Raw genomic sequence first — 15,848 nt, forward strand, 5'->3', positions numbered from 1 at the left:
GAAAATCGAAAGGTCAGCGTGCTTCCTCTAATTCCTGCAGTTCGTCCGCCGATGCCAGTTGCAGCCGGATGCGGCGTGCTTCCTCGCCTGGCGAGGCGACTTGGAGCGTGATCATGTCGCCAGGTCGGCCATTCGCGAGCGCCTGCTGAACCTGCCTGAAGTCGTAGATGCGTTGCCCGCGAAGCGAGACAATTCGGTCGCCAGGACGAATGCCCGCCTCGTCTGCGGGGCTGCCGGGCGTGACACCACCGATGACCGCTGCATCCCCGCCGCTGAAGCTGTTGTTCAGATTCACGCCCATCAACCCGCGGTAGGGCCGACTCTGCGGCGCGGAGCGGTCCGAGCCGTCGCGATCGAAACCGGCGAGCGTGACCGACACGTCTCTGACAACGCCGCTCTGGTCGACAACGCGATACTGCACGCTCTGGCCAACGCGGAACGTTGGTCGCAGGGCGAGGAGATCGGTCTCGGACTCGATCTCTGCATCGCCGACTGCCACGATCCGATCGCCAATTCTGATCTCCGCCGTGGCAGCCGGTGAGCCGTCGACGACCATGCGGACGGTGGCACCGGGGCGACCGTCGCTGCCGACGCCCGAGCCGTCTCCTTCGCGAGAGCCGTCGTCGTTGCCGCGTGACGGTCCTAGGTCGAGCCGGATGCCGTCGTCGGCGACCTGCATGCGCATCCAATTCGGCAGGCGAATTCCGCCCGTGTCACGCCCGACACGCATCGGCTGCCAGTTGTCGATGAACCGGTCGATCGGAATGTGCACGTTCCCGGCCAACACGTTGGTCCCGATCCGCTGCTGCCCGATGCGACTGTGGATGCCGACGAGGCGGCCCTCCAGATCGAACAGCGGCCCTCCCGAATCGCCACCGACGAGCGTGTTGTCGCTCTGGAGCACGCTGTCCGTCACACGATTCAGCCGGCCGACGCGGACGACGGGCGGTCGCTGCTCCTGGAAGCCGGCGGGATGACCTGTTGCCACGGTCCACGTGCCGGTCTCCAAGTCGTCGCTCGTGCCAATCTCGGCAAAGTCGAACGGAACGGGCGCGTCGGAGTCATCGATGATGGCCATGCCGGCATCGAGCGATCGGACCCGGCCGAGCGTTCGTCCGCGGTAGGTCGTCCCGTCGGGCATGATGAACGCGACGGGCGAGTTGGGCTGATTGATGACGTGCGCTGCCGTCAGGACGAGGCCGTCGGGCGAGACGATGACGCCGCTCCCCTGGCCGTTGGACAGCCGCAGGGCGACGGTCGTCGGAATCGCCTTTTCGACCGTGGCCAGGATCTGCTGTTCGAGCTCCAGCACCTCTTCGACGGTGTCGGGCGTGTCCGTGAACCGCCGCTCACGCGACTGAACGGTCGGCAGCTCGACCTCGTCCTCGGCGGCCACCGTGGCGGTGACAGCCTTCAGCGCCGCCTTGCTCTGAACCTGCCGGGCGGTCGCGGACATCAGCACCAGTGCGAGTGCGAGCCCCATCGGTACCGCCGCGACGACGAAGCCCACGACCAATCGCCCGAGGAACGCGACGACAAGACCGTTGGACGCACGCGTTCGCGGCGTTGGCTCTTGGGAGAAGGCGTGACGTCCTTCCGAAGCTTTCTGCGTCGGCCACATACCGTCGAAGAGTAACCGGCGGCGGCCCATCTGGTTGCGGGCAAAATGTGCGAAATGTGTGTCCGCCCGAAAAGAACGCCTCAAGGCAGTCGGCGTATGTTTGGTAGCTGATGCCCGCCGTCGCCGCGACATCTGGTACCACCCCACGCCGCCAGGCCACCGCGGTGGTCGAGCGGGAAGAGGTCAGCTTCGACAAGGTGCGCGTCAAGCTGGCCGTCCTGGCCGATGCGGCGAAGTACGACGCCTCATGCAGCTCCAGCGGCATCAAGCGCAAAGGACGCGACGACGGACTCGGCAGTGCCAACGGCACCGGCATCTGCCACAGCTACACGCCCGACGGCCGATGCGTGTCGCTCCTGAAGATTCTGCTGACCAACTACTGCATCTACGACTGCCAGTACTGCGTCAACCGCGTCAGCAGCGACGTCGAGCGACAGCGATTCAGCGTGGAAGAGGTCGTCCAGCTCACGCTCGAGTTCTACCGCCGCAACTACATCGAAGGGCTGTTCCTCAGCAGCGGCATCATCAAGAGCGTCGACTACACGATGGAGCAGCTCATCGAGGTCGCCAGGCGGCTTCGCGTGGAGCACAAGTTCCGCGGCTACATCCATCTCAAGGCGGTGCCCAAGGCGTCGCCTGAGCTGATGGCCAAGGCAGGTCTCTACGCCGATCGGCTCAGCGCGAACATCGAGCTGCCGACGGATGGCGATTTGAAACAGCTGGCCCCTGAGAAAAAGCTGGTCGATGCCGAAGACACGATGTCCGACATCAAGGGCGGCATCGACGAAGCCAAGGCCGACCGCAAGGCCCCGCGTTTCGCTGCGGCCGGGCAGTCGACGCAGATGATCGTCGGTGCCACGCCAACGCCCGACCGCGAGATCATCAAGACCGCCGGCAGCCTCTACAAGCGTCACGACCTCCGCCGCGTCTATTACACGGCCTTCAGCCCGATTCCATACGGCGACGCCCGTCTGCCCCTCGTCCAGCCGCCGCTGGTTCGAGAGCATCGGCTGTATCAAAGCGACTGGCTGATGCGGTTCTACGGGTTCCGCGCCGAGGAGATCACGACGCCCGAGCAGCCGACGCTGGACCTAGAGATCGACCCGAAGCTGGCGTGGGCGCTGCGGAATCGGCACCTGTTCCCCGTCGACCTGAACCGGGCCGCGAAGTGGCGACTCCTCCGCGTCCCGGGTCTGGGGCAGCGGACGGTGCAGCGTTTGCTCCGCGTGCGACGACACCACGCGATTCGCCTGGACGACCTGAGTCGGCTCAACATCCCGATGAGAAAGGTCCGCCCCTGGGTGACGGCCGTCGATCACAACCCCGCGACGCGGCTCCTGGACGATGACGCGCTCCGCGATCGATTCGTTCCAAAGCAGAAGCAGCTCAGTCTGTTTTGAGTCGAGCTATCTATAGCTCATCACTTCCTCGATGAGCCGCTGTGCAAACGCAGCCTTGTCCGAGGAAGGCACGTCGACGCTGCTGCCGTCGTGTCGGAAGATCGTCGCGGCCACTTCGTGGGCGTCGAGCGTCGCGATCGGGTTGTAGACGAGCAGATCGCAGTTCTTGCGGACGAGCTTTTCACGTGCCCGCCCGCGTGCCTCCGGCGTGTCGTCGTCGAGGCTGAACCCGACGAGCGTCTGATCCGCCCGCTTGCAAGCACCGGCGGCAGCGAGGATGTCCTCGGTCGGCTCCAGTTCCAGCGTCATCCGGGCCCCGCGTCGCAGTTTCTGATCGCTCACCACCTTTGGCCGAAAGTCCGCCACCGCCGCCGCCATCACGAGTGCGTCGAACGTCGGCCAGCGTTCCAAGACCGCGTCGTGCATCTGGCGCGTCGTCTCGACACGGACCGCCTCGACGTTCTTCGGCAACGCCACACTCACGCTCCCGGCAATCAGCGTCACCTCATGCCCCGCCTCCACCGCCGCCGCGGCGATGGCGACGCCCATCCGCCCGCTCGACCGGTTGCCGAGGTAGCGAACCGCATCCACAGGCTCCCGCGTCCCGCCGGCGGTGATGAGGGTCTTCACAGGCCGACCTTATTGCCGCACTCCGGACACACGCCGCTTGCGTTGCCGGTGAGGTTGTAGCCGCAGGAGTCGCAGTGACGTGCGAGACGGCTTCTTACTGCACGAGTGATTCTCGGTCTCGCGAGTGTTTGCAGTGCCCACACGGTGACGAGCACGATCGTCATCAGGCAAAGAACCAGCGCGATGCCATGATCCAACCAGCTTGGCAGGAAGGCCTCGACAACTCCCAACACCGTCAGACTGCCTGAAACCGCCAACAGCATCGAAATGCAAAGGTAGTTTCGTATCCACCAGGGGCACGTCTCTACGGCCCTTCGATAGATGGCTTCGCGTCTTGAACGGGGGAGCGATTGAAGCTCGGGGAACATCTTCGCAAGCTTGTCGGGCCTCGGAACCAAGAGCAGCCAAGGCGAACGTTGTATGGCGTCGAGCCTCACCGCGATGATCTGGGAAGACGATCTTCAGGTGCTTGAGCACCCAGGCCAATTGCCGCTGCTGCTGTCAAGACAGACAGCGTGTCTGCCAGCCGGCCCGCCCCGTCGTTCCGACAAGCCAGCCACCCGCTCTCCGGCCCGACAAAGCCAACGCCGCGAGCCTTCAGCTTCTCGACCGCCTCCTGAGTAGCGGGGTTGGCCCACATGCGGTCGTTCATGCCGGGGGCCATGAGGATCGGGCAGGCGGCGGCGGCGACGAGGAGGCTGACGACGTCGTCGCACAGGCCCGCCGCGCACTTGCAGAGCAGGTGCATCGTGGCCGGGGCGACGATCATCAGATCGGCCTGTTCCGTCAGCTTGATGTGCTGCGTGTCGGCCGCGTCGACCTGGTTCCAGATGCCCGTGTGCACCGGCCGCTGCGTGATCGCTTCGAACGTCAGCGGTGTGACGAACTTCTGGGCGGCGTCGGTCATGGCGACGGTCACGCCGACGTCCGCCTGGACGAGTTTGCTGACGAGGTCGCACACCTTGTAAGCCGCAATCCCGCCACCGACGCCGACGACGATTTCCTTGCCGGCGAGCGATGAGAGGTCGGGCGGAGCGTCGGACACATTGCAAGTCTACATCAGCACCGCAGCTAGGTTGTCGCATCGAGCGCGAGACGACCATCTTCGCCGTCGCGACGTCGCCGGGTGTGGCGGAGCGGGCGATCGTGCGGACGAGCGGGCCGCGGGCGATCGCGGTTGCGGAGGAGTTGGTCGGGCAAGTCGAGCCGCGGCGTGCAATGGAGGTCCGGCTTCGGCTGGCGGAGTGCGACGTCCCGGGGGAGGTCTACGCGTTCGCCGGACCGCGGAGTCACACCGGGGAGGACGTGGTCGAGTACCACGTGGCGGGCGGGGCGTTGATCGCGGGACTGCTGACCGAGCAACTCAAATCGCTCGGCCTCGTCGACGCCGCACCGGGTGAGTTCACGGCCCGCGCGTTCCTGAATGGCAAGGTCTCGCTCGACCAGGCCGAGGCGGTCCAGGCGACGATCGCGGCGGAGTCGGACGCGGAACTCGTCGCTGCCGAACGACTCCGGCGTGGCGAGCTGGGGCGTCTGCTCGAAGGGCCGACGGATGCGATCGCGAGACTGCTCGCCATGGCGGAAGCGGCGATCGATTTCTCGGCTGAGCCCGACGTCACGCCGATGCCGCCGGACGACGCTCTGCGCGACGTCGCTGCCGTGCGGTCGGAGCTGGCGTCGCTCGTGGAAGGCAACCGAAGACGGTCGGCCGACGTGCTGCCGAGCGTCGTCCTCGTCGGCCTGCCCAACGCTGGCAAGAGCACGCTCTTCAACGCGTTGGTCGGCAGCGAGCGCGTCGTCGCGTCCGACATGCCCGGCACCACACGCGATGGCATCTCGGCCGACGTGGACCTGGGCGGCGTCCGCGTGCACCTCGTCGACCTGCCGGGGATTGCAACGTTCGACGACGCCCTCGATCAGGAGGCTGCCGACCTCGCCCGTCAGCGAGCTGCGTCGGCCGACGTCGTGGTGCTTGTCCGCGACGCGACGCAGCCGGCATCGCTCGACGTGCGACACGACCTCGTCGTCCAGACCAAGGCCGACCTGCTGGACGATCCGCCCGGCGATGCCGTCTCTGCGACGACCGGCGCCGGCATCGACCCGCTCCGCAATCGGCTCCGCGATGCGGCCATCCGGTCGTCGGGCGTTCGAGTCGTGCTCAACGAGCGGCACCAGGCCTGCGTCGCACGTGCGATCGACGCGTTGGACGAGGCGTCGCAGGCACTCTCCGATGAGCTGGGCGACGAGGTCGTCGCACTTGCGCTGCGCGACGCGCTCGACGCGGTTGGTGAGGTGACGGGCGTCGTCACACCCGACGACGTGCTGGGCCGCATCTTCAGCGGGTTCTGTGTCGGGAAGTGATTCCCGGGAGATCGAGACGTCGGTTCGTCGCCACTTCCGACCGTTCACGACCCGGAGCCTCGTGGCTACATTGCCTGCATGACCCCACGAGCTTGCCTCGCTGCCCTTGTCGTCGTCTTCGGATTCTCCGCGCCGACGTTCGCCCAGCCCGAGCCGACGCTCGCCGACAAAGTGCCGGCGGGATCGCTCTTTTACCTAGGCTGGAACGGCATCGACGACGTCGAAAATCGCTACGGCGGCACGCGAACGCAAGCCCTGCTCGCCAAGAGCGGCCTGAGCGAGACGTTCGATGAGTACCTGCCCGAACTGCTCGATGCCCTCGCACGCGAAGAGCCCGAGGCCGCGCCGTGGGTGGACCTGGCCAAGAACATCGGCGGCGTCGTTTGGGACAGGCCGACGGTGCTGAGCTTCGGCGGGATCGACTTCGAGTCGCCGCTGAACGACGGCGATCCGCTGCCACGCATCATCTTCATCTGCGACGCAGGCGATCGCGCCGGCGAGCTGCGGGCGTCGCTCACCGGTTTCCTGACGCGGATCGAGCAGCCGGAGCTGGTCACGCTCGTCCGCGAGCAGGACGGCATGGTCTACATGGTCCTCGGCTACGACGACCTGGACCTTGCCAACCTCGCTGCCGGTGGCGCGGGATCACTGGCAGCGTCCGACGCGTTCACCGACGGCATGGCCAAGCTCAGTGGTGGGTTTTCGCAGGGCACCGTGCTGTCGCTCTTCCTCGACGTGCCCGCGGTCGTCACGATGATCGGCGACGCACTCGAACTCGACGGCCGACCGGAAGACCGCGCCCAGTTCGACAAGGGCATGGCGTCGCTCGGCCTGAACGGCCTGGGCGTCGTCACCGGTGCTGCCGGCTTCGACGGTGGTGACTTTGTCCAGAGCTCGTTCCTCGGCCTGACGGGCGAGCGGCAGGGTCTGCTCCGCCTGCTACCCGCGGTGGGAGAGGGCATTGATCCTGAACTGCTGGCCAACATCCCGGCCGACGCGACGATGATGCTCGCCGGACGCGTCGAGCTCGACGAGCTGCTGACGGTGGTTCGCGGCGTCGCCAACGACTTCGACCCCGAGGCCGTCGGCCAGCTGGAGCAAGGCCTCGCGTTCGCGAACATGTTCGCCGGGGCCGACATCGAGCAGGATGTGCTCGGGCAGCTTTCCGGGACCTGGGCGGGTTTCGTCGCACCGACGACGGGTCCGGATCTGCTGACGGGTGTTCTTCTGCAAAAGCCGTCTGATCCCGACAAGCTCCGCGCGGCGCTGCGTGGCATGTCGCTCAATCTGTCGAGCATCGGCAACGCCCAGCTCCGCAAGGAGACCGACGGCCTGGTGACGATCCCGACGCGGTCGATGACGCGTGACGGTGTCGAGTACTACTTCGCCAACACGCCGCTGCTCGCTCCGACCTGGGCTGTGACGGACGACGTGTTGGTGACGGCGTTCAACCCACAGACCGCCATGGCGGCTGTGCAGTTCGGTGGCGGATTCGAGAACTCGAACGTCGTGCGTCGCCTGGCGGACCTTGCCGGGGGCAACACGCCGGTGTTCGCCAGCTACGCCGACCTTCCGACGATGACGCCGCACACGTACCCGGCGCTGCTGCTCCTCATGCAGGGCGGTGTCGGTGCGGGCGACCTGTTCGGCGAGTACCTCCGCACGCGTCCGCCGGGGTTCGTGATGCCGACGCTGCCGGACGTGCAGAGCAACGTGACGCCATCGATGGCCGTCGCGTGGATGGACGAGGACGGTCTGCACTCGCGATCGGTCGAGCCGTTCCCGCTGAGCAGCGTGCTGGTGGACTATGGCAAGTCGTACGCGACGCTCAATCAGATCGCGACGCAGGTGGGTGTCGTTGCCGGCACGATGGTTCCCACCGTTGGCCGGGCGCGTGAGTCGGCGCAGAAGGTGAAGAGTGCGAGCAATATGCGACAGATCGGTGTGGGCATGATGCTCTATTCGATTGAAGACGTCCGAACCGGAGGCTTCCCCGATTCACTGGGCGAGCTTGAGACCTTCGGCCTGTCCGGCGCGGCTTTCGTCACGCCGACGGATGAGCCGGCAAACGTTCCTGCCGAGCCGACTGCGCAATGGATTGAGCAGGAATCGGACTATCTGTACCTCGGTTCCGGCCTCGCTAACACTGCTGGCCCGTCCATCATGGTTGCGATCGAGCATCCCGACACCGTGCCGTGGGCCGATGGCTACAACGTCCTCTACGCCGACGGGGCTGTCCGCTTCGTCACGTGGTTCGACATTCAAGACAATTGGCAGACGCACGTCTCTCATCGTGTCGAGAAGGGTGCCCCGATGGACGAATCCACCAGGGCCGAGGTCGAGCGGCTCTTCGGCTTCTGAGCAACGCGATGCCCAGCAAGCACCTCTACGGGTCTCACCTGTCGATCGCTGGCGGGATGCACAAGGCCGTCGCGTCGGCGGTGGACCTGAAGCTTGGCACCGTGCAGGTCTTCACGAAGAACCAGCAGCAGTGGAAGGTGCCACCGCTGGAGGAGGAAGCGGTCGACGCATGGCGATCAGCCTGTGACCAAGCCGGCTACGTGCAGACCGTCAGCCACGCGAGTTACCTGATCAACCTGGCGACGCCGGATGCGGCGGCGAAGAAGAAGGCGGCGTCGCTGTTTGCCGAGGAGGTCCGGCGGTGCGACACACTCGGCATTCCGTACCTCGTCATCCATCCCGGAGCCCACATGGGCGACGGCGTCGACGTCGGCATCGAGCGGATCGTCAAGATGCTCGACGCGACCCTTGCCAAGAACGACGGCGAGACGATCGTCTGCCTCGAAAGCACCGCCGGGCAGGGTTCGAGCGTCGGGCACGAGCTGGAGCACCTCGCTGCAATCATCGAGCAATCGAAGCACGCCGACCGTCTGGCGGTCTGCCTCGACACTGCCCACCTGTTCGCCGCCGGGTACGACTTTCGTGGACGCAAGTACCCAGCGTTCGTCCGCAAGCTCGAGGCGACCTTCGGCGTCAGTTGCGTCAAGGTCTGGCACCTCAACGACTCGAAGAAGCCGCTCGACAGCCGCGTCGATCGCCACGAACACATCGGCCTGGGCACCATCGGCGACGACGGCTTTCGCCCGCTCATGCGCGACAAACGCTGGCATGGCCTTCCGATGATCCTCGAAACACCCAAAGCCAAGCACGACGACGGCCGAGATTGGGACGCGGTGAACGTCGAGCGACTCCAGGGCCTGGCCAAGCGTTGAAACGGACGTCGGCGCCGGAGAAAACTCGATCGGCCTAAGCGGCCTCGGGCCGAGGGGTCGCGTTATCGTGACGGCCATGCGGATTGCCAGCGTCGAGACGATCGTCACCCGGCCGGGTCGCAACTTCGTCGTGGTGAAGGTGACAACCGACACGGGTCTGGTCGGCTGGGGCGACGCGACGCTCAACGGTCGGGAGCTGTCGGTCGCGAGCTACGTCGACGACTACCTCGCACCGGTGCTTCAGGGGGAAGACCCGGTGCGGATCGAGCACCTGTGGCAGGCCTTGCGTGTCGGCAGCTACTGGCGCGGCGGGCCGGTGCAGCATTCGGCACTGTCGGGCGTCGACATGGCGCTGTGGGACATCCTCGGCAAAGAGGCGGGGCAGCCGGTGTACCAATTGCTCGGCGGCCGGTGTCGGGACGACGTGGCGTGCTACGTCCACTGCAGCGGGACGAGCAACGAGACGCTCGTCGAGTCGTGTCGCCGACGCCTCGACGCGGGTTTTCGGCATTTGCGGATTCAGATTCAGGCGGATGTCGGCAGCACCTATGGCGAGCGGGCGTACCGGCCGCGAGCGGGAGACGTACCGGCCAAGGCGGACTCGGCAGGGCAACGCGACCGAACGGCCGACGGGTTGCAGCCGGCGCTGGAGCAGCGTGACTTGCCGTTCGTCGGCGTGTTCGATCCCGGGAACTACCTGCGTCAGACGCCGGCGATGTTCGAGCATGTGCGACGTGAACTCGGCGACGAGGTCGAGCTGCTGCACGACGTCCACCATCGCCTCACGCCCACGCAAGCGGCAGGGCTGGCCAAGGCGATCGAGCCGTATCGGCCGTTCTTTTTCGAAGACCCGGTCGCGCCGGAGATGGCGACCTACCTGGACCAGGTTCGTGCTGCGAGCACGGTGCCGTTGGCGCTGGGCGAAGGGCTGTTCGACACGAGTGAGGTGCTGCCGCTGATCACCGGCCGGCTGATCGACTACGTCCGATGCGACCTTGGCCACTGCGGCGGGATCACCGCGGGTCGCAAGCTGGCGACGATCGCCGAGCCCTTCGCGATCAAGACTGCCTGGCACGGTCCGCCGGACCTGTCACCCGTCGGGCACGCGGCCAACGTGCACCTGGACCTGGCGATCCCGAACTTCGGCATCCAAGAGTGGACCGACCACTTCGTCGGCCCGGACGCGGCGGTCTGCCAGGCCGTGTTCGGCGGCGGAGCGGTGACGTGCCGCGAAGGCCGGCTAAACGTGCCGGACACGCCCGGCCTTGGCGTGGAGGTCAACGAGGACGAAGCACGAAAGCACGCGTACGAGCGGGCGTATCTGCCGGTCTGCCGACTCGAAGACAGCACCGTGCATCCGTGGTAACCAACCGGCCTCACGCCAGCGCCGGCACGGCCCCTGGCACCTCGACTTCGGTGGTCGTCTCCGTCTGAGCGGGAACCGGCTTGGGCTCGGGCGCCGGCGGGGCGAGTGCGATGAGCGCTTGGCCCGCGCGGGGTTGAATCTTGGACTCGGGCGTGAGCACGGTGACCGCGCCGTCGTCGCTCACGACGAAGAGCGGAATCGTCCGACCGTCGTCGGCACCGTTGAGCTCGCGCCAGTCGTCGTAGCCGAAGGCCTTGGTCAGCTTCGTCTGTCGGATCGCGGCACCCGAGGCGAGCAGCGTCTCCAGGCGATCGAACGTGGCCGCCGGGTCGAAGGCGATGCGGCCTTGCAGCTCGCCGGTGACGTCGCTGCGTTTCTCGGCAGACTCGCCTTTCTGGATGGCTTTCTGCCGCGTGCGTTCGCCGTTGGTGGAGAGCTGGAAGACGTTGCTGCGTCCGAAGTGTCGGCCGTGCTGGACGGCGGCGAGGGAGTTGACCTCGTTGTTGGGCGTCAGCGCGAGGAGCCGCCCGATGCTGGTGAGTTCGATGGCTTCGTGCGTCTGCGGACTCAGCACGTTGGCGACCAAAGTGGGCAGCCCTTCGAGGCGGGCTCGTTGGATGTTGGCGTAGTTGAGGTCGACCAGCAGCACCTCGGTCTTTGCACCGGAAAGGGCCTTGGCGATCTGACGAGCGAGCGGATTGGCACCCGCGATCAGGAAGCCGGAGTTGACGGGATTGGCAATCTCGAGTCGACGCGCGACCCACACGCAGGTCAGGCCGTAGACGGCGACGGTGACGACGATGACCAGGAAGATGTAGGGCGTCAGCAGCTCAGCCCCTGGTACGCCGGCCTGTTGGAGCGAGATGCCAAACACCGACGCGATGGCCGCGGCGACGATGCCGCGTGGGGCCATCCAGGAAAGGAACAGCTTGTCTTTGAATTGGACCTTCCCGCCGAGCTTGCCCGCAGTGGAGGCGAAGATCGACAGCGGCCTGACGAGCAGGATCAGCACCGCCAGGAACAACGCCGCCCGCCACCAGTTGATCTGCTGCAGGTCGGAAAGCTCCAGTCGCGCGCTGAGCGCGATGAAGAGCAGCCCGATCATCAAGACGACCAGCGTCTCCTTGAACTCGAGAATGTGGGCGACGCGGGCACGCTTCTGGTTGGCGAGCAGGATGCCCATGACCGTGGTCGCGAACAGCCCGGCCTCGGGCGCGAAGACGTTGCTGAGGGTGAAGGCCAGAGTCGCCATGCCCAGGGCGAGCGGTATCTGCAGGTGATCCGGCGTGAGCCGCCGGGAGATCATGAAGATCAGCAGGTAGCCCATGCCGAGGCCCAAGGCGGTGCCGACGACGCTGGCCTTGACGGCACCCCAGATGAACGTGCCGGCCGTCGCACCGTCGACCTCGCCTGCCAACAGCGCCTCGAACACCAGCACAGCGACGAGTGCGCCGATCGGGTCGATGACGATGCCTTCCCACTTGAGCACCTTGCCCACGCTGCCGGTCGGCCTGACGAACCGAATCAGCGGCCCGATGACGGTCGGCCCTGTCACGATCAAGATCGCCCCCAGGAGCAGGGCGATGCCCGTCGGCAGGTCCAGGATGAACTTCGCCGCTAGCGAGCTCAAAATCCACGTCACGGCCGCACCGACGGTGACGAGCGAGATGACGGCCGGTCGCACGCCGCGAATTTCGCTCCAGGTCAGGCTCAGTCCACCCTCGAACAGGATCAGGCCGACCGCGAGGCTGACGAGCGTGAGCAGGACGGGCGTCTCGAAGACGCGGTCGACGTCGACGTAGACCGGCGTTCCCAAAATTTCGATATTGGCCCACTCCGCGATCGGACCGGCGAGGAAGCCGAAGGCCAGCAGGAGCAGAATCGACGGGACTTTCAACCGCCACGCCACCCACTGGGCAAATATGCCCAGCACCACGACGCCCGTGATGATGACGCCAACAGCCCCGCCACCGGCCTCTCCCGCAGCAAGCGGCAACGTCGCAAACGACAAAGAACCAAAATCCAACACGGCGGCACTGTAACGGCAGCAGCGGCCGGGGGAACGCCCCGTTCACCACCCGTCAACCGGCGTTAACGGCCTCGTAGCGGTACACGGCCCGATAAATTGCGGAGACGTCCTCGGCGTCGAGCACGCGGGGCGGGTACTTCTCGTTTCGCGGCTGGAGACGCACCACGCCGCGTCGATGTCCCTCGTCGTCCGGCTCAGCCTCCTCGTAGAAGACACGCTTGAAGGTCGATTCCCCGTCGGCCAGGCGGACGAAACAGTCGTCGCCGTGCAGCGGCTGGGCTCGCGGACTGAAGACGACGATGTCGCCTTCGCGGTAGAGCGGATTCATCGAGTCGCCGCAGACGCGGGCGGCAAAGGCGTCGGGGTCATCGATCTCCGGGCAACTCACGTGGGCGTCGGCGTGCCGGGCCGGAAAGTCGAGGTCGGTGAACTCGCGTGGGTAGCCGGCGCTGACCTTGTTGATGACGGGCACCGCGTTGATTCGGGTCGGCTGGACGTTGGCGGCTGTCGTCTCGACAAGGCTGCGGAGCGCGCCGTTGTTCAGTGCCTCGTCCAGGTCGACGCCGGATTCGGACTCTTGTGCCGAGGCCCGGCGGGCAAGCGACAGCAGCATCGCCCGCACGTCGGGAGGCGTCCGGGCGAAGTGGGCCTGGCTGACCAGCTCGGCAGGCGCAAAGCCGAGCGCGTGCTCGATGCGACGCAGCTTCTCGTCGCTGGGCGGGTTGTTCACGCGGCCGGTCTCGATCAGCGAGAGGTACGGCTTGCTGACACTCGTCCGCACCGCCAGCTCGTCGAGCGTCATGCCCATCGACTTGCGACGCTCACGAATCCGCTGGCCCAGCGGCTGGCGCAGGGCATCGGTCGAAGTTGGCTCGGACGCCTCGGCCACGGTGTCGTCAGACGATAAGGACGCAGGCCGAACGTTGCGACCGCCGGGCGTGCCCGCCTAGAACCGCGCTATGGCTTCGACTGCTGCCGCCGATGTCGCCTGGACGGTGAAGCGTCTGCTCGGCTCGACGGCCGACTACCTGACGAAGCGCCGCGTCGACTCGCCACGGCTGGCGGCGGAGATGTTGATCGGGCACGTGTTGAAGCTGTCGCGGATCGAGCTCTACACGCGGTACGACGACGTGCCGGACGATGCGTCTCGGACGAAGCTGCGCGACCTCGTCCGCCGAGCCGGCGAGCACGAGCCGGTGCAGTATCTGGTCGAGAGCGGGGGTTTTTTCGGCTTCGAGGTCAAGGTCACGCCGGCCGTGCTGATTCCGAGGCCGGACACGGAGACGTTGATCGACATCGTCGTCCGGCGTCTCGCAGGGGCAGACCGAAAGGGACAAGAGCTGCGAGTCGCCGACGTCTGCACCGGCAGCGGCATCGTCGCGATCGCTCTGGCCAAGAGCCTGTCGAAGGCGACGATCGTCGCGACCGAGCTGTCGGAAGAAGCGGCCGAGGTGGCACGGGCGAACGTCGACAAGCTCGGGCTCACCGATCGCATCGACGTGCGCGTCGGCGATCTTCTCGAAGGCATCGACGGCGACTTCGACGTCATCGCGTCGAACCCGCCGTACATCCCGACGTCGGCGATCGCCTCGCTCGACGCGAACGTCCGCGACTACGAGCCGCACGTCGCCCTCGACGGCGGCGACGACGGGCTCGACGTGCTGAGGCGTCTGCTGGCTGGCTCTTCGGACAGACTCAGACCCGGCGGTTTCCTCGCGACCGAGATGCAGCACGACCAGGGCGACGCGCTCACGTCGCTCGCAACAGACTCGGGCTGGCAGGGCGTTCGAGTCGTCAGAGACCTCGCCGGCCACGATCGCGTGCTCGTGGCCGATCGCGGTGGCCCATAACGGCGTGTCCGCGGCGCGATCTCTGGCCTGCGACGCCTGCGAATCGGACGTCGCAGCACATGAACGCCAAAACCTCACGCCCCCTTGTCGTCGCGACAGCTGCCGTGCTGTCCGCCTCGATCGCTTCCGCAGCGGTCGTCCCCGTCACCAACCCCGACCGGCCATTCGGTCCCGATCCGTTCGATCCGACCTTCCCCGGCGAAGGTGCCGGCGGCTCGTCCGGTGGAAACCCGGGCGGCGGAACTCCCGGCGGCGGACCGGGGCCGCAATTCGAATACAACGACCTGCTCATCAATGGCGACTTCGAAACCGGCGACCTCTTCGGTTGGAACTTCAACGGATTCCCCGCGTGGCAGGTTTCCCAAGGCCAGATCGGCGGCGATCCGTTTGGGCCCGGTGGTACGAACTACTTCGCCAACACGCTCTCATCCGGCGGTTTCGACAACGGCCAGTCGGTGACGCTCGACCAGATCGTGCTTCTGCCGGCCGGCATCGATGACGAACTGCTCGTCAGCTTCCGTGCGTTCTCCGCGTTCGACTCGATCGACGTGCGACTCGAATGGCTCGAACTCACGCCCGGCGGCTTCTCCGTCGTCGATGTCGAAGACTTCGGCACCTTCGGCGGTATCGCGGCGGCGACGAACGACGAGGTCATGAGGACCGTCGTCACGCCGCAAAACGCGACGCACTTCCGGTTCGCTGCGACCGGCCGTCTCGGTGACGGCAATTGGATCGACGCCGGCCTCGACGATGCGAGTGTACTCGCGGCGACGCCGATCCCCGAGCCCGCCATCGCGACACTGCTCGCAGGCGGAGGGCTCGTCCTGCTCCGGCGGCGCTAGTCACTCCTGAGGTGCGACAGCGGTCGGGAACTCCATCGCCCCGGCTTCGGTGACCCATGTCATCACCTCGACCCGCATGAGCCCCGCCTGAACGGACGGATCGGCTTCAGCGAGCTCGCGGACCTCATCGATCGACAGGTCACCGCGGTAGAGGACCAACCCTCGCCACTGCTGGTCGAACCGATCCATGAACGGTCCGGCCACAAGAATGTGACCCGCCTCGGCCATCTTTCGAAGGTGGCCGAGGTGTTGGCGTTGGAGTTGACCGGCTTCGGCGCGAGTGACTTCCGGCGGTTCCTCCGCGGCCGCGAGCAGCACGAAGCGATACGTGTCAAACGCCATCGGCGGGGCGGCCTCCGGCTTCGTGGTCGGCTGTGCCATCGCCCAGGCAGCAGAAGCCGACGCGAACACCATCACGACCAGGAGCAGACGCAGCATCGCCGCAAGATACTGACTTCATTGCTGTGCGTCACGCTCTCCGGTTCCGACGTAGCCGCCCGCGTCAGCGGGCGCGTC

At 66.4% G+C, this 15,848-nt stretch carries 14 protein-coding genes; 7 read left to right on the top strand and 7 right to left on the bottom strand.

The window, feature by feature from the left end:
• Nucleotides 1-13: 13 nt before the first annotated feature.
• Nucleotides 14-1,621 (bottom strand): trypsin-like peptidase domain-containing protein, encoded by a 1,608-nt coding sequence (locus AAGI46_03630; protein ID MEM1011294.1) that lies wholly within the window; start codon nt 1,619-1,621, stop codon nt 14-16.
• Nucleotides 1,622-1,731: 110 nt separating this feature from the next.
• On the opposite strand from AAGI46_03630, the gene AAGI46_03635 reads away from it, so the two are divergent.
• A complete protein-coding gene (locus tag AAGI46_03635) occupies nt 1,732-3,021 on the top strand; it encodes a putative DNA modification/repair radical SAM protein (GenBank protein ID MEM1011295.1) in 1,290 nt (429 codons plus the stop codon).
• A 6-nt stretch (nt 3,022-3,027) separates the two neighbouring features.
• Here the strand turns inward: AAGI46_03635 and AAGI46_03640 are convergent, their stop codons facing one another.
• The 3 genes from AAGI46_03640 to AAGI46_03650 all read right to left on the bottom strand — a co-directional run bounded on the left by AAGI46_03640 (nt 3,028) and on the right by AAGI46_03650 (nt 4,696).
• Entirely contained in the window at nt 3,028-3,651 is a 624-nt protein-coding gene (locus AAGI46_03640; protein ID MEM1011296.1) for a phosphopantothenoylcysteine decarboxylase, read from the bottom strand.
• Nucleotides 3,648-3,914, bottom strand: coding sequence for a hypothetical protein (locus AAGI46_03645; GenBank protein MEM1011297.1), 267 nt, complete (start codon nt 3,912-3,914; stop codon nt 3,648-3,650). The genes AAGI46_03640 and AAGI46_03645 overlap by 4 nt, the downstream gene beginning before the upstream one ends.
• A 170-nt stretch (nt 3,915-4,084) precedes the next feature.
• A complete protein-coding gene (locus tag AAGI46_03650) occupies nt 4,085-4,696 on the bottom strand; it encodes a flavoprotein (protein ID MEM1011298.1) in 612 nt (203 codons plus the stop codon).
• On the opposite strand from AAGI46_03650, the gene AAGI46_03655 reads away from it, so the two are divergent.
• The 4 genes from AAGI46_03655 (at nt 4,669) to AAGI46_03670 (ending at nt 10,611) form a co-directional block, all read left to right on the top strand.
• Nucleotides 4,669-6,012 carry a GTPase gene (locus AAGI46_03655; GenBank protein MEM1011299.1) on the top strand — a complete coding sequence of 448 codons (1,344 nt, stop codon included), beginning with the start codon at nt 4,669-4,671 and terminating at the stop codon, nt 6,010-6,012. The two genes, AAGI46_03650 and AAGI46_03655, sit on opposite strands and share 28 nt — an antisense overlap.
• A 78-nt stretch (nt 6,013-6,090) precedes the next feature.
• A complete protein-coding gene (locus tag AAGI46_03660; GenBank protein MEM1011300.1) occupies nt 6,091-8,373 on the top strand; it encodes a hypothetical protein in 2,283 nt (760 codons plus the stop codon).
• An 8-nt stretch (nt 8,374-8,381) separates the two neighbouring features.
• Nucleotides 8,382-9,245, top strand: coding sequence for a deoxyribonuclease IV (locus AAGI46_03665; protein ID MEM1011301.1), 864 nt, complete (start codon nt 8,382-8,384; stop codon nt 9,243-9,245).
• Between the two features lie 76 nt (nt 9,246-9,321).
• Nucleotides 9,322-10,611: a D-galactonate dehydratase family protein gene (locus tag AAGI46_03670; GenBank protein MEM1011302.1), complete on the top strand. Its 1,290-nt coding sequence runs from the start codon at nt 9,322-9,324 to the stop codon at nt 10,609-10,611.
• Between the two features lie 10 nt (nt 10,612-10,621).
• Here the strand turns inward: AAGI46_03670 and AAGI46_03675 are convergent, their stop codons facing one another.
• Both AAGI46_03675 and AAGI46_03680 read right to left on the bottom strand, forming a co-directional pair.
• The gene (locus AAGI46_03675; protein MEM1011303.1) at nt 10,622-12,637 is read right to left on the bottom strand and encodes a sodium:proton antiporter; all 2,016 of its coding nucleotides are present in this window, start codon (nt 12,635-12,637) and stop codon (nt 10,622-10,624) included.
• Between the two features lie 55 nt (nt 12,638-12,692).
• Complete coding sequence (locus AAGI46_03680) at nt 12,693-13,529, bottom strand: S24 family peptidase (GenBank protein MEM1011304.1); 837 nt, start codon at nt 13,527-13,529, stop codon at nt 12,693-12,695.
• A gap of 70 nt (nt 13,530-13,599) precedes the next feature.
• On the opposite strand from AAGI46_03680, the gene prmC reads away from it, so the two are divergent.
• Both prmC and AAGI46_03690 read left to right on the top strand, forming a co-directional pair.
• Complete coding sequence (prmC, locus tag AAGI46_03685; protein ID MEM1011305.1) at nt 13,600-14,490, top strand: peptide chain release factor N(5)-glutamine methyltransferase; 891 nt, start codon at nt 13,600-13,602, stop codon at nt 14,488-14,490.
• Between the two features lie 59 nt (nt 14,491-14,549).
• The gene (locus tag AAGI46_03690) at nt 14,550-15,332 is read left to right on the top strand and encodes a hypothetical protein (protein MEM1011306.1); all 783 of its coding nucleotides are present in this window, start codon (nt 14,550-14,552) and stop codon (nt 15,330-15,332) included.
• On the opposite strand, the gene AAGI46_03695 is transcribed toward AAGI46_03690, so the two are convergent.
• Nucleotides 15,333-15,770 (bottom strand): YciI family protein, encoded by a 438-nt coding sequence (locus AAGI46_03695; GenBank protein ID MEM1011307.1) that lies wholly within the window; start codon nt 15,768-15,770, stop codon nt 15,333-15,335.
• Nucleotides 15,771-15,848 lie beyond the last annotated feature (78 nt).

The sequence above is a fragment of the Planctomycetota bacterium genome, from assembly GCA_038746835.1.
Classification (GTDB): domain Bacteria; phylum Planctomycetota; class Phycisphaerae; order Tepidisphaerales; family Tepidisphaeraceae; genus JBCDKH01.